The sequence below is a fragment of the Paenibacillus solisilvae genome (genome assembly GCF_042656405.1).
In the GTDB taxonomy this organism is placed as follows: Bacteria; Bacillota; Bacilli; order Paenibacillales; family Paenibacillaceae; genus Paenibacillus_Z; species Paenibacillus_Z solisilvae.
In genome coordinates, this window is the sequence record NZ_JBHSOW010000065.1 from 1 (window position 1) to 13,168 (window position 13,168).

General features: G+C 47.4%; 17 protein-coding genes. 5 read left to right on the top strand and 12 right to left on the bottom strand.

Going from position 1 to position 13,168, the window contains the following annotated elements:
- Positions 1-78: 78 nt before the first annotated feature.
- From ACFPYJ_RS17955 to lspA, 9 genes are all read right to left on the bottom strand, one after another.
- Positions 79-606, bottom strand: coding sequence for a hypothetical protein (locus tag ACFPYJ_RS17955; RefSeq protein WP_379189549.1), 528 nt, complete (start codon positions 604-606; stop codon positions 79-81).
- Positions 607-680: 74 nt separating this feature from the next.
- The gene (locus ACFPYJ_RS17960) at positions 681-2,084 is read right to left on the bottom strand and encodes a HAMP domain-containing sensor histidine kinase (protein WP_379189550.1); all 1,404 of its coding nucleotides are present in this window, start codon (positions 2,082-2,084) and stop codon (positions 681-683) included.
- Positions 2,078-2,785: a response regulator transcription factor gene (locus ACFPYJ_RS17965; protein WP_379189551.1), complete on the bottom strand. Its 708-nt coding sequence runs from the start codon at positions 2,783-2,785 to the stop codon at positions 2,078-2,080. Before ACFPYJ_RS17965 ends, ACFPYJ_RS17960 begins: the two co-directional genes overlap by 7 nt.
- Before the next feature lie 15 nt (positions 2,786-2,800).
- Entirely contained in the window at positions 2,801-3,157 is a 357-nt protein-coding gene (locus tag ACFPYJ_RS17970; RefSeq protein WP_379189552.1) for a hypothetical protein, read from the bottom strand.
- 28 nt (positions 3,158-3,185) lie between these two features.
- Positions 3,186-3,923, bottom strand: a complete 738-nt coding sequence (locus ACFPYJ_RS17975) for an MOSC domain-containing protein (RefSeq protein WP_379189553.1) — start codon at positions 3,921-3,923, stop codon at positions 3,186-3,188.
- A 51-nt stretch (positions 3,924-3,974) separates the two neighbouring features.
- Entirely contained in the window at positions 3,975-4,412 is a 438-nt protein-coding gene (locus ACFPYJ_RS17980; protein WP_379189554.1) for a hypothetical protein, read from the bottom strand.
- 214 nt (positions 4,413-4,626) lie between these two features.
- Positions 4,627-5,070 (bottom strand): threonine/serine exporter family protein, encoded by a 444-nt coding sequence (locus tag ACFPYJ_RS17985; protein ID WP_379189555.1) that lies wholly within the window; start codon positions 5,068-5,070, stop codon positions 4,627-4,629.
- Between the two features lie 13 nt (positions 5,071-5,083).
- On the bottom strand, positions 5,084-5,842 hold the full coding sequence (locus ACFPYJ_RS17990; RefSeq protein WP_379189586.1) for a threonine/serine exporter family protein: 759 nt from the start codon (positions 5,840-5,842) through the stop codon (positions 5,084-5,086).
- Positions 5,843-5,915: 73 nt separating this feature from the next.
- Positions 5,916-6,398 carry a signal peptidase II gene (gene lspA, locus ACFPYJ_RS17995; protein ID WP_379189587.1) on the bottom strand — a complete coding sequence of 161 codons (483 nt, stop codon included), beginning with the start codon at positions 6,396-6,398 and terminating at the stop codon, positions 5,916-5,918.
- Between the two features lie 67 nt (positions 6,399-6,465).
- Between lspA and ACFPYJ_RS18000 the strand changes: the two genes are divergently transcribed.
- The 4 genes from ACFPYJ_RS18000 (at position 6,466) to ACFPYJ_RS18015 (ending at position 9,781) form a co-directional block, all read left to right on the top strand.
- Positions 6,466-7,263, top strand: a complete 798-nt coding sequence (locus tag ACFPYJ_RS18000) for an ABC transporter permease (RefSeq protein WP_379189556.1) — start codon at positions 6,466-6,468, stop codon at positions 7,261-7,263.
- Positions 7,264-7,279: 16 nt separating this feature from the next.
- Positions 7,280-8,059: an ABC transporter ATP-binding protein gene (locus ACFPYJ_RS18005; RefSeq protein WP_379189557.1), complete on the top strand. Its 780-nt coding sequence runs from the start codon at positions 7,280-7,282 to the stop codon at positions 8,057-8,059.
- 18 nt (positions 8,060-8,077) lie between these two features.
- Entirely contained in the window at positions 8,078-9,163 is a 1,086-nt protein-coding gene (locus ACFPYJ_RS18010) for an ABC transporter substrate-binding protein (protein WP_379189558.1), read from the top strand.
- A gap of 72 nt (positions 9,164-9,235) precedes the next feature.
- The gene (locus ACFPYJ_RS18015) at positions 9,236-9,781 is read left to right on the top strand and encodes a hypothetical protein (protein ID WP_379189559.1); all 546 of its coding nucleotides are present in this window, start codon (positions 9,236-9,238) and stop codon (positions 9,779-9,781) included.
- Positions 9,782-10,096: 315 nt separating this feature from the next.
- Here the strand turns inward: ACFPYJ_RS18015 and ACFPYJ_RS18020 are convergent, their stop codons facing one another.
- Complete coding sequence (locus ACFPYJ_RS18020) at positions 10,097-11,317, bottom strand: MFS transporter (RefSeq protein WP_379189560.1); 1,221 nt, start codon at positions 11,315-11,317, stop codon at positions 10,097-10,099.
- A gap of 192 nt (positions 11,318-11,509) precedes the next feature.
- Here ACFPYJ_RS18020 and ACFPYJ_RS18025 point away from each other — a divergent pair, with 192 nt between their 5' ends.
- On the top strand, positions 11,510-12,367 hold the full coding sequence (locus ACFPYJ_RS18025) for an SDR family oxidoreductase (RefSeq protein WP_379189561.1): 858 nt from the start codon (positions 11,510-11,512) through the stop codon (positions 12,365-12,367).
- A 123-nt stretch (positions 12,368-12,490) separates the two neighbouring features.
- Here ACFPYJ_RS18025 and ACFPYJ_RS18030 read toward each other — a convergent pair whose 3' ends face one another.
- Both ACFPYJ_RS18030 and ACFPYJ_RS18035 read right to left on the bottom strand, forming a co-directional pair.
- Positions 12,491-12,667 (bottom strand): hypothetical protein, encoded by a 177-nt coding sequence (locus tag ACFPYJ_RS18030; protein ID WP_379189562.1) that lies wholly within the window; start codon positions 12,665-12,667, stop codon positions 12,491-12,493.
- A 157-nt stretch (positions 12,668-12,824) separates the two neighbouring features.
- A complete protein-coding gene (locus ACFPYJ_RS18035; RefSeq protein ID WP_379189563.1) occupies positions 12,825-13,043 on the bottom strand; it encodes a hypothetical protein in 219 nt (72 codons plus the stop codon).
- Positions 13,044-13,168: the final 125 nt, after the last annotated feature.

Genomic DNA, 13,168 nt, shown 5'->3' on the forward strand with positions numbered 1-13,168 from the left:
GATTTGACACGTTTTTTTATCAGGCGAACCGTCCATCAAGTGAGTAACCTACTTTTGGGACAGCCCCTCTCTTCTGTATCAGACACTACCTTCATTCAATCCCGATTGTAATTGCTGCTGCAGGGCAAGAATCGCTTGTTTGGCTTTGATTATTTGCTCTTTCAGGTCAATAATTTGCTGGAGCTCTGCCGCTCCTGAAGCAGTATGACCTGCTTGTTTTGCTTGTTTGTCTGCCTTCACTTGGGCCCAAAGTGTCTGTTTCTGAGTTCGCAGAGATTCAATCGAATCATGCTGCGATTTGAGCTGATTCTTCAAGCTTGTTAATGATTCCTTGAGCGCTGCTTTCTGCTCCTTTGTCATTGCTTTGCGTGCGGCCTTATTCAACTCCGACTGTGCCTTAATTTGTGTTTGCAGAGCCTGCTGCTCCGCTCTAAGGGACAGAAGCTGCTTCTTAAGTAAAGCCGTTTGTTCCTTCCATGCGAAGTTCGCCGTTTGCTGCTTGGATGCGGGCGCAGCTGACGAATCTGTGCTGGCTGCAAAAACAGATTGCGCTGCACCAACCGTTAAAGCTAGTCCCAACACCGCGACAATAAATTTCTTGTTCATCCTGTCATCTTCCCTCCTGCTTACGGATTAAGCTTACATCCATAACTCTACAGGGAATATATATCAAAAGTTTGTCATGTGCGATTGAGAGGAAGCTCAACATGCATTTCCGTACCTTTACCTCGTTCCGGAACAGCCCGAATCGTACCCTGATGAGCCTGTACGATATAACGTGTAATCGTAAGTCCGAGTCCAGAGCCTTTGGAGGAACGACTGTCATCCGCTTTATACAGACGATCGAATATATGCGGTATATGTTCAGCGCTGATGCCCTGACCATTGTCTTGAACGATTAGTTTTACCTTCTGTTGATCCGCAGCCAATTGAACGGTAACCGTGGTTCCTTGCTGATTATGGTCAAGCGCGTTTCCAATCAGATTAATAATAGCTTGCCTGAGTCGTACCGGATCGGCCTTTAAGATAATAGGCGTATGCTTATTGGATACGAATTGCAGCTGTATTCCCTGAGATTCAGCCTTATGCTTGAATTGAAGCACAGTCTGATCCGTAAGTTCCGTCATGTCTATCCTCTTAAACTCAAATTGGATTTGATGCTCCTCGAAAGCAGACAGCTCATGAATTTGATCAATTAGCTTGCCGAGTCTTAAAGATTCCTGCAGGGAAAGCGCTATAAATTCGGATTGCTCTTCGTTTGTTAGAATGCCATCTGTGAGTGCCTGTAAAGTACCTCTAATACTGGTAAGCGGTGTGCGCAATTCATGAGCGATCTCCATGATCAATCGCCTTCTCCGTTCCTCTACACGCTCCATTCGCTCAGCCATCATGTTAAAGGAAGCGCCCAGACGCGCGACTTCATCTTTACCATGAATCTCGACGCGGCTGGCAAATTCTCCGTTTGCAACCGCCATAGCAGCCTCACTCATCTTCTGAATCGGACCTGCGATGCGGCGTATGGCAAACCATAGCAGAATGATTAATGGCCCTGCGCATGCAATAGCAACCAGCCAAATGCTTCTGCGAATTGGAGCAGCTAACTGCTTAACATCCGCTGCCGGTGAGTAAATGAAGGCGGAAGCGACGATTCGATTATCCTTCTTTAATGGAAATCCAACGATTAGCATCTTCGTGTCATCTTGGTTTCGAAACTTCTCGATCTCCTCGACTCGATTTCCTTCGCTTACAGAGGTTACCCAGCTTCTGATATCGGGACGCACGCCTACTTCGTATAGCTCCTGCTTGAGCACTTTCATTTTCTTGCCCAGGATCGTAATCGAAACATGGTTCTCCTTCTCAATCCTTCTCAATTCCTTACGGAAATCCGCTGCCTGTAAATCCCCTTGGCTAAATTCTTCATAGGCCAGCTCAACGGACTCAGCCCGTTCATTTAACTGCTTCAAGCCCTGGCGGTAATAGTCCCGCTGCACCAGCCAGCTGACCGTAACGGTCAGGATCAGAAGAATGGTAATCGTAATAGAGAGCGAGACAACGAGCCATCGTCGAAAAATGGAATTTAACATGCCGAGGCTGCCTCAAGCTTGTATCCGATACCCCATACCGTAGTCAACTTCCACCCCTCTCCCGCTCCCAATTTACGCCGAATCCGCTGAATGTATAAATCAATGACACGATCCTCGCCGTCAAAATCCCATCCCCAGATTTGAGCGATTAACTCTTCCCGGGAAAAAACCTTGCCTGGCCGGTTTATCAAGAAGGCCAACAAATCAAATTCCCGTCTTGTAAGGGTTACAGGCTCCGAATTAACCGACACTGTAAAGGAATCCAATCGCAAGCATAAATTTCCAACACTTAGCTCATCCGCTTCAACCAGGGCATCCTGATGCGATCGTTTCCATTCCGATCGTCTAAGAACGGAATCGATCCGTGCGAGCAGCTCGTTTGGATCAAAGGGCTTGACCAAATAATCATCTGCCCCGATGCGAAGCCCCTCAATCCGTTCATGTACTTCAGCGCGCGCAGTCAGCATGATGATCGGAATTTGGTTTCCCGCTCCGCGCAGCTGCCTGCATACTGCCCAGCCATCCAGCTTAGGCAGCATGAGATCGAGCACAGCAAGGTCAAAGCCTCCGGACTCGATCCTGTTCAATGCCGACTGCCCATCATATGCTTCTTCCACGTCATGGCCGTTTTTGCTCAGATACAATTGAATAATTCTAATAATAGAAGGATCATCATCGACGACTAATATTCGTTTAGTCACTGCTCTCACTCCGATCTACAACGGATGGATGGCATGCAGAATTAACTCACCATCTACAATTGCATCTTCTTTGGTGCGCCCGATAATGCGATTTACTAAGATGAGCATAATTTTGCTTACAGCAAATGCTGCAATGAGGATGAGGATAAAGTGGTAAAGCCGTTTATACAGCTGGTTCGTAACTTCCCTATAATCATACACCATCGTAACGACATTTGCGGGGTTAAAGTAACCATTGCCCGGCGTCGTCACTGGTATGAATATAGAAAAAAAGTAGAGACTGCCGTCACTAGCCAAAATGACCATAAACACAGCCAGAAGTACATATACATACCTGAATCGAAGCATGTTATAAATAAGAGGTATGTTCATTGAACATACCTCTAGTAAACATGTGTAGTTATGGTTCCGATATCCATACCTGATCGCCCACCTGTAGTTCACCTGTTTGAATCACAGAGGCGTAGACGCCAAAATTAAGATTCATCTCCTCATTGACCTTCTTCAAGATATTAACGTCACGCTCGTAAGTATCTGGATGAATCGTGATGAGAGAACAGCGTTCGCATGGCTCATTAATCTGTAATTCTGTGCTTCCAATGCGGAGACGACTGCCGATTAAATCTTCATCGCTGCCTGCAAACTCACTGCTTAACGAGACTACAAGGTTGGGTCTAAACCGCCGGATATCGAGTCGATTACCTGTGAGCATCTCGAGTTTATGAAGGGAGCGGTCCGTCACGATTAATATACTTCCCGTATCGACTGCTAATAGGTCTGAACCAGACGGTTTATAACGAATCATATGAATAGTCTGATCGATATGGGATTGGATATCATTCAATAAGCGGCTGTCCCACCCTAAGATCTGTCCGTCTGGAGCCGTAACTTCCACCTGCGGAAACGCATCAGGCAATTTGCTCTCACCTAATCCGGCCTTATATCCGAGCAAGAGCGGAAGCTGCCTCGCCGTAATATACCGGTCCCAGCCTTCCTTTGATTCATCGGTAAAAGCATGGCTGCGATCTCCGTATATACCATAGGATGCGATTACGGCTTTCTCCAAATCCTCGCCGGCCATGGACTTGACGGGATATCTGGAGATTTGCCTAATAGCGCCAATCGAACGCTGATGCACAAGTAATCACTCATTTCTGTTCACGATGATGAAATCAATATAGCATAACTTTCATTCATTTTGCGCCAAATATTGGTTCATCATGTGAAACTCGCGGTACAGCTGGAGAAGCTCCTTTTCCTTAAGCTGTATGAGTTGGTTCAGCTCCACCATTCTTTCCTCGATGACCTTCAAATCCTCCCGCTTAACCTCACTTCTGATACAGCCAAATGTTTCAGTGGCCCAAATCTCAGCGGATGGCCGTCCGTCTCTCCGATAAATAGCGGAGAATGCTTCAAATATGGCATTAATGATTTGCCGCCGCTCATAGCTCATAACCCCAAGCCCGTCCTTTGCATGCGCAACCGCCTGCATGAGCTGAAAATCATTCAGTTTCCCACGTGTACTCTCGCCTCTCTCAATCTCGCTGGCCAGCTCCGAGTAGACGGATTGAAACAACTCTGCTTCACTCATCATCTCTTCTAAAGTGATTGTCGATGGTTTGTCCATTCCATCACCTCCTTAATTGTGAATACGACTGATCCTTATAAGCTTCGTATCCATTTTCGTTTTTAGTCCTTTTCGCCTAGATAAACCACAAAATACTCGTAAACGAACGAAATACAGCAGGGCAGGGGATAAAATACGAGTAAAAGTAGCCCTCGCCCGCAGCCGGCTGCGATATCTGCTGTATCCCTTAGATATCCGATCTGATTAACAGAGACTAAGCCGCATTGTCCCTGCCAGCACTCTTTACAATTTGATTGAGAACCTCGGATGCGACTAATCCTACAGCGATTGCACCGGATATCAGAAAGGCTTCGGCAGCCGTCCCCAGCGCAGCCGTATAATCTTTCTGCACGAATTGCCGCATGGCCTCATAAGCAAGCCCGCCAGGAACGAGCGGGATAATGCCCGAAACACTATACACAATGATAGGCTTCCGGTAGACCTTGGAGAATAGATGACCGGTAATCGTAACGGCGAATGATGCAGCAAGTGTTGCTATCACCGGATCAATGCTTCTCTTACACATGAGGTAGGTCATCCAGCCCAGCATCCCAATAAACCCGCAATGGATGATAGAATTACGCGGCGCATAGAAAAGCACTCCAAATGCTGCTGATGCAATGAAGCTTGTCATTAAATGTGCCAGGATCACGCCCATCTACTCCCTCCCTTCAGCTAAGCCAGCTTAATACCGCCACAACTCCCGTCCCGATGGCAAAGGCGGTAAGAAAGGCTTCAGAGCCTTTGGACAAGCCAGAAACAAGATGTCCGGCCATAAGATCTCTGACCGCGTTCGTCATTAATAAACCCGGCACTAACGGCATGACGGAACCGATTACAATCTTATCGAATTGCTCCCCCAAATCCATTAAAACGATCAAGCTGGCAAGCAAACCAATCATGAGGGAAGCCGTAAATTCAGAGAAAAATTTAATATGCACATATCTTTGGACGATGATTAGACAGTAGTACCCGAAGCCACCTGCAATTAAAGCAGGGATAAAGTCCCTCCAGATACCGCCATACATGATCAAGAAACAGCCGCTCGTGAGGCCTGCTGCCAGTGTGCTGAACCACAAAGGATATATTTTCCGCGAGGCATCGACCTCTTTTAGCAGGTTATACGCCTCCTTTACCGACAGCTCTCCCCTGCTGATCCTTCTGGATATCCCATTAATTTCGGTTACCTTATCCAGCTGTATCGTACGGTCTGAAATACGCGCCAGCCTGGCAGCTTCCGCTCCTTCAATGGAAAATAAGATAGCGGTAGGCGTTACATAGCTATGAGATTCATGAATTCCGTAAGCGTGAGAGATCCGTGTCATCGTATCCTCCACCCTGTAAGTTTCGGCCCCATTCTTCAGCATCAGCTTGCCCGCTAATAGACAGACCTCTACAATATCCTTCATTTCATTTGCATGCCGGTTCATTGTCATCCTCGATCCAATCCTTGGATTATTCCCGTTGCCTTACTTCCAATTAGCTTGTCCATTCTTCCAATATTTAAGAAAATTTCCTTTTAATGAAGTGCTTACGTGTGAACTGAATGACGCCATGTAAAATAAGCAGCAGCACGCCGGCTTCTATGGCATGGTCCGCAAAATTAAGAATGCCTTTTCCGGAACGGGACACCAGGAAATCCGTCACTTGGCCGAATAAGAGACGATCAATGGCGTTGCCGACTGCCCCGCCTACTAAGAACCCTAAGCTGCAGTTAAGGATAAGCCCTTTCAATTGACCTGTTCTTCGGTAATAGAGCACAGCAGCAACAAAAATCACCGCAGCAATGCCAAAAAGTCTCGCATACCCTTGAAATAAACTGCGAGCCATGCCGCTATTTTCATAATGTGTAAGCTCGATCCCCCATAACGAGGCTGTCTCACCAATATGAAGATAAGAACGGATTAAATATTTTGATATTTGATCGATCAGCGCAACTAGAATGGCAATGGCATAAAACATCTTTATTCCCTTCCTCCCGGTCAGGTCTTCGAGTCACTCCCATATGGGTAAACGCATAGGATGAACGATGAAAAGGCGGTGACATACTCGGGTGATCGATATTGAAAAGAATGAATGGCTTAAAGAGGAAAAGAAGAGAAGAAAGCAGCAATGGTTAACCATCTCATCACCGGTCCTGCTCCTTATCCTATGGGAAGTTTTATCACGCACCGAAATCATTGATTCCCGCTTCTTCCCTCCGCCCACCAGCATCGTTCAAACTTTCTGGGACCTTGCAAGGAGCGGTGAACTCTTCTCTCATGTCGGCATCAGCTTGATGCGTATCGTCATTGGTTTTATTGCAGGAACCATTCCCGGCATTCTGCTTGGCTTACTTATGGGCATGTATCGCCCGCTCAAGTCCTTCTTCTCCCCGCTGCTTATGGCGTTGATGCCCATTCCGACACTCGCCTTGATGCCGCTCATTCTGATTCTCTTTGGAATTGGCGAACTATCGAAGGTGGTTACCATCGCAGGAAGTGTCTTTTTCCCTGTAGTCATCAATACCGCAGCGGGTGTGGCCAACATAGACGGCTCTTATCTGGATGCAGCTAAGAATTACGGGGCCGGCCCCAAGGATTTCTTCCTCAAAATCGCCCTTCCCGGCGCACTCCCTGTCATGATGGAAGGTATTCAGATGGGGCAGGCAATTGCACTGCTGACAATTGTCGCAGCCGAGATGATTGGAGCGCAATCCGGAATCGGCTATCTCATCTGGAGTTCGTATAAAGTATTTAATTTTAAACCGATGTATGTCGGCTTAATTCTGATCTCATTCTTCGGCTACATCTTTTCCATTCTGCTGCGCTGGCTTCAGCAGAAGCTGGTTCCCTGGCAGGAACGCAGATGATCAGGGGGGGGCGAATATGACAAGAGAAATCAAAATCTCAATCAATCATCTCACCAAAGCATTTTATCATAAAAAACGTCGGGTCACCGCATTTGAAGATGTGTCTCTTCAGGTGGAAGACGGTGAATTTGTGTGCTTAGTCGGTCCCAGCGGCTGCGGCAAAACTACACTGCTCCGGATTTTGGCGGATTTGGAGCAGCCGAGCGCCGGGGAATTCCATATCAGGCAAACAAACTCGGGCAAGCCGCTCCAATCGATGATTTTCCAGCAGAATGGAATTATCCCGTGGATGACGGTCAGAGAAAATGCTGCAATCGGCTTAACTTTCCGCCATTCTCCTGCTCAGCTTGTGAAAGAGCGGGTCGATTATTATTTAGACAAAGTAGGACTTCTTCAGTTTGCAAATCACTATCCCAAAGAGCTATCCGGCGGGATGAAGCAGAGGGTCAGCATCGCCAGAGCTTTTGCCAATGATCCGGAAATCCTGTTAATGGATGAGCCATTCGCGGCGTTGGATGAACAAAACAAGTTCATTCTTCAAGAGGAGCTGCTGAACATCTGGGAGGAGACCAAGAAAACAGTCCTCTTCATTACACATAGCATAGATGAAGCGTTGATGCTGAGTGATCGCATTATTCTACTCTCTGCCCAACCCGGTAAAATCGCCGGTGAAATGAGAGTCGGGCTGCCAAGACCGCGCAGCATGGAACAAATTCGCTCTGATCCGCAAATGGCCGAAATGTTTGTTCAGATCTGGAATCATTTGCAGAGTGAAGTACAAGGTTCAAGAACTTAATTAAAAGGATGATGGAAGATGAGAAGTAAGCTAACTGCCCTGTTTCTGATCGTACTTATGCTCAGCATCGTACTGGCAGGCTGCAATTCAGGTTCGAAACCGGCTGCCACCGATCCCGGAAACAATCAGGCTGTAGACGGAGATCTGCCGCCGCTTAAGGAGAAAACGAAAGTCATTATTGCCGAAGATGGCGCTGCTTCAGGCGCCGGATTCTATATCGCAGAGAAAAAAGGTTATTTCAAGGATTACAATATTGACGTCGAATTCGCAACCTTCGCCAACAGCGACGATATGCTCCCTGCCTTGGCAGCAGGCAAAATCGATATCGCCGGCGGCGTATCCACGGCATCATTCTTTAACTCGATAGCGCAAGGCATCAATGTCAAAATGATTGCGGATAAAGGGCATAATTTAACCGGAAAATCGTATTTTACCTTTGTCATTGATAAAGATCAGGAAGGCAAGATCAAAGATTATAAAGATTTGAAGGGCAAACGAGTTGGCGTATCCTCCGAAAATGCTGTGGATGATTATATTTTTCAGCAGATGCTCGATCATAACGGGCTTACGCGTGATGATGTGGAGTTCGTCCTGCTCCCTGACTTCGCCAATATGCTGGCCGCGATGCAGACGAATACCATCGATGCGGCCCTTCAAATCGAGCCGCTTATCACAAAAGGCGCCGCCGATAATATTCACGTCAAATTCGGGGATGCGACCGATTTTGCACCAAAAGCCCAAATTGCCATGGTTTTGGCATCACCTCAGTTTGTTACAGATAAACATGATGTTTCGATTCGCTTCATGCTCGCATACCTGAAGGGATTGCGGGACTATAATGATGTATTTGTAAAAGGAACCGGAGATAAACAAGGCGTCATTTCAATTATGACCGAATATACGGCCCTGAAAGATGCCAAACTTTGGGAGAAGGTTAATGTCACCGGCTTGGATCCAAACGGTAATATGTATGTCGATGATATCAAGGCACAATACGAGTGGTACAAACAAAGAGGCGCATTAATAAAAGACATTGATTTGAAGCAGGCCATCGATACAACGCTTGCTGAAGAAGCAGTCCAAATACTCGGTAAATACGAATAAACCAGCTTAACCGGACACGGTTTTCCGGGATGTGTAGACCATAGGGAGTGCCCCAAATTTTAACGAAGAGACTTGGGGCACCCCTGCTTTACTTTTTGGCATGTGGTTGACCACCGTCATGCGACGCTTGGAATGACTTGCTGCGTATTCGGCATTCGCGGCTTACTCGCTGCACAGCGCCAGCTCCCTGCGGCTTACTCACTGCACCGCGCCAGCTCCCGCAGCTTACTCGCTGCACCGCGCCAGCTCCCTGCGGCTTACTTTCTGCACCGCGCCAGCTCCCGCGGCTTACTTTCTGCGCAGCGCCAGCTCCTGCGGCTTACTCGCTGCACCGCGCCAGCTCCCGCGGCTTACTTTCTGCGCAGCGCCAGCTCCTGCGGCTTACTCGCTGCACCGCGCCAGCTCCCTGCGAGTAACGGGTTCGATACGTTTTGGCAGTCAACCACGCGACGCATGCACATCTATACTGGATTTTTACAGCTATTTCGGGCTTTAGACGTTCAAATTAGCACTATACTGGAAATTTCCAGTTATAAATGCCTAATTGAGCTCCATAACGCTCATTTGGGGCGATTTAACTGTATCGATTACAGTATAGAGGCAGCCTCAATCGGATGACACTCTTTTTAACTGTACGAAATCCAGTTTAGGCCTAGTGTACAGGAGCAGATTCCAATATCACACAAGCACTGTGCATGAGAATGTTCCTTTGGTTGCTGTTGGTTCCGGAATTTATTGAACAACATTTCAAGGTTTAAATCCGGAAACAAAGGGCGAATGCTGACCTGCCTCACAAGAAAAGATGGCAGTACAGGTTTGATTGAACTGTACTTCCATTTTTTATAAGGGAGACAAGCTAGGGCGTGATTGCATCATTTTAACCCTTTTGAGACAGCCCCTTATTCGCATTAGCAGGCTTGGATAAGTAAAAGTTTATGTAGAGCGGATCGTTCTCTTATACATGACCAGCAGGAATACACATACCGCGAAAGATAGGACAATTAATAGAAATGGCATCGTAGGATCCCATTTGTAAGCCCATCCCCCAATGATCCCGGACGGCGAAATAACGAGCAGGATGAGTACGGATAGAATAGCAAACACGCTTGCACGTTTCTCATCGTCAATGGCGTTCGCAACCGCCGCTTCCAAATAAGGATAAGTCATCATCGTCCCAACCGCAGCGAGAACCGTACTGAGAATCAGCCAAAACATCATACCTGGAAGCGGCAATATCAATACGAGATTTGACACTAGCGAGATGAGGAATCCCCACAGCATGACGGTATGGAGCTTATCCTCTCGAAGCCGGGGCAGCAGCAGCCACATCGAAAGCAGCATAAAGACAGAAGTTACAGCCGGAAATATCGATACCAGCCCGCTGTTCAGCTTCAAATGTTCGACGAAAAACAACGACAGAAAGGTGCTTTTCAGTGTGAGCTGGAACTGGAACAGAATATAGACCCCAAAAATCAGCAGCAGCGGCGGATTCCCTGCCATTTCGCGTATAACCCCTTTATATTCACGAACACCGGCAAAAAAGCCGATACTGCGGGTTTCCTCCATTTTGCGCAGTCCGATCTCTGTTTCCCTCGTTGCAAAATGACGGCCGATGAATTGGATCGTCATACAGACAAAGGCAAGGAAATACATGATTCGTGTGCCGGGAATCAGTCCGTAATGGGCAACAAGCAATCCCCCAAGCGGTGCGAACAATCCTCCCAGCATAGCGACAAACTGGAGAACCGAGAATACATACGTCCGATCCTTTGGAGCAGTATCCTCAACAAGCAAGCAATAAAACGCGGTGTGCGGCACCCTTTGAAAACCATTCACGATTGCCGCTACGATAAAAAACCAAATATTTTGTGAGACTGCCCAGAGCAGAGTGCCTACTGTCCAGCTGAGCACATCAAAATAGAGTAAGGCCCATTTTCTTCCGAGCCTATCGGTCAAATAGCCGCTTATGAACGAGGAGAATACCTGCACCAGCAAAGTCAGCGTCGTAACCCAGCCGATAGCTGTCTCACTCATTCCCATCTCAAACATATAAATCGTGGCATACGTGCTGAACATGCTGTACGGAATTAGAAACAGAGGCTCGTACAGCAGACAGCCGCGTGCATTTTTAGGAAGTCTTGATAAGCCTAACAATCGTCTCCTCCATTCTCCATGCTAATCGGCGCTGCCATATAAACGTACTCCAGCCGGAAGTGATTGGCAAGCCATTTTGTGTGCGTTTTCATTCGAATCCATTAATTCTGAACATAAGCCCATGCTCTGCCTGATATGAATAATATACAAGTCATACAGCAAGCAGATTATGATTCGAAGGAGAATGCGCCTATGGGCCTTTTTGCAAAGGACTTATTGAAAGATAAAGTGATTCTTATTACGGGCGGTGCTACGGGATTGGGCCGTGCGATGGGTGAGAAGTTTCTAGCTCTGGGTGCGAAGCTGGCGATTGCCAGCCGCAATGAGGACGTATTGAAGCAGGCAAGTTCAGATATGAGTCTTGAACATAATCAAGTATTCTACAAAAGCTGTGACGTCAGAGACCCTGCACAAGTCCAACGCTTAATAGATGCAGTGGAAGCCCACTTTGGGCACATCGATGTATTGGTTAATAATGCAGCCGGAAACTTTATCAGTCCGACAGAACGCCTCTCTCCCCGAGCGGTGGATTCGGTCTTGAACATCGTACTTCACGGCACGTTCTATATGTCATTGGAGGTTGGAAAACGGTGGATTAACCAAGGGAGAAGCGGGACTATGCTCAATATCGTAACCACATACGCCTCCACGGGATCTGGTTATGTCGCCCCTTCTGCTGCGGCAAAAGCGGGTGTATTGGCTCTAACCCGGTCACTTGCGGTAGAGTGGGCATCTTATGGCATCCGTCAGGTTGCCATTGCTCCGGGACCCTTCCCGACGGAAGGTGCCTGGTCACGCCTTGCGCCTACACCCGAGCTGGAAGAACAAATGAAGAATCGCGTTCCACTCGGAAGGGCCGGTGCTCCAGATGAACTCGCCAATTTGGCGGCTTATCTCATCTCAGACTATGCGGGTTATGTGAATGGAGAAGTAATTACAATTGATGGAGGAGAATGGCTCCAGGGAGCAGGACAGTTTAATAGTCTGTCGCGGTTAACCGACTTGCAATGGGACACTCTTGCTAAATTAACACGTGAAAGCAAGAAATGAAAGTTAACACCTATTCGTTCCACAGTATAACTTGAAGGACTGCCAGGTGACCTGGCAGTCCTTCATCATTCTCAAACGTTATTCGGTTCCTTGCTGAATTCGCATTGATCTTCATACAGGAGCTTAATCGTCGATCGCCTGGTAGACTGACGTCCAGAAATCGGCAAAGATTCGGGGAGAGGTAGGAGAATCCATGATACGCTGAGTCATCAGAATCCCGACCATCTCTTCTTTGGGATCCGAATAAGCGGATGTTCCGATTCCGCCGTTCCAGCCGAACCGTTCAGGAGTTGCCGACAAATGGTCGCGCTTAAGGGTCACGGCAGTACCGAATCAAGAGCTTGTGCTATCGCCGAAGAAAATATCGGCGCCCGCCCTCTGCTCGGGTGAAGGCGCTCACCTAAAAGATATATGAATCCACAAATGTACGTCCAATAGATGCCAGAAGGAACCGAAATTAAGCGCTGCAGCCTTCGCATTCGATGTATTGATTGCCGTTCGCTTCCTTGATTGCAAGAAGCTCTCCCAGCTCAATTTCGCTCTCATCCGTGAATTCAAAATCTGCGATCTTCGCGATGATTGCCGTTCTTGCCTTTTCTTCGGATTCAGCGATGATGCTGCTTTCCCAAGACTTATCGCTTGATTTAACCTTGTAGGCGAATAGATATTTCTTCATGTTCACCACTCCTATTCTTCTATGGCTGATGCATACCTATCACACACACATGCGGTAATTTAATATTCTGACATAGAGAATCATAGATTGCAATAGGTTGAACGGTAAGTTCATTGAATTCTCAT

Bases quoted from the DNA above. Each gene is read 5' to 3' on its own strand.
- ACFPYJ_RS17985 (WP_379189555.1), bottom strand. From the start codon at position 5,070: ATGGGCGTGATCCTGGCACATTTAATGACAAGCTTCATTGCATCAGCA.
- ACFPYJ_RS18005 (WP_379189557.1), top strand. From the start codon at position 7,280: ATGACAAGAGAAATCAAAATCTCAATCAATCATCTCACCAAAGCATTT.
- ACFPYJ_RS17980 (WP_379189554.1), bottom strand. From the start codon at position 4,412: ATGGACAAACCATCGACAATCACTTTAGAAGAGATGATGAGTGAAGCA.
- ACFPYJ_RS18010 (WP_379189558.1), top strand. From the start codon at position 8,078: ATGAGAAGTAAGCTAACTGCCCTGTTTCTGATCGTACTTATGCTCAGC.
- ACFPYJ_RS17960 (WP_379189550.1), bottom strand. From the start codon at position 2,084: ATGTTAAATTCCATTTTTCGACGATGGCTCGTTGTCTCGCTCTCTATT.
- ACFPYJ_RS17955 (WP_379189549.1), bottom strand. From the start codon at position 606: ATGAACAAGAAATTTATTGTCGCGGTGTTGGGACTAGCTTTAACGGTT.
- ACFPYJ_RS17970 (WP_379189552.1), bottom strand. From the start codon at position 3,157: ATGAACATACCTCTTATTTATAACATGCTTCGATTCAGGTATGTATAT.
- ACFPYJ_RS17990 (WP_379189586.1), bottom strand. From the start codon at position 5,842: ATGAACCGGCATGCAAATGAAATGAAGGATATTGTAGAGGTCTGTCTA.
- ACFPYJ_RS18025 (WP_379189561.1), top strand. From the start codon at position 11,510: ATGGGCCTTTTTGCAAAGGACTTATTGAAAGATAAAGTGATTCTTATT.
- ACFPYJ_RS18035 (WP_379189563.1), bottom strand. From the start codon at position 13,043: ATGAAGAAATATCTATTCGCCTACAAGGTTAAATCAAGCGATAAGTCT.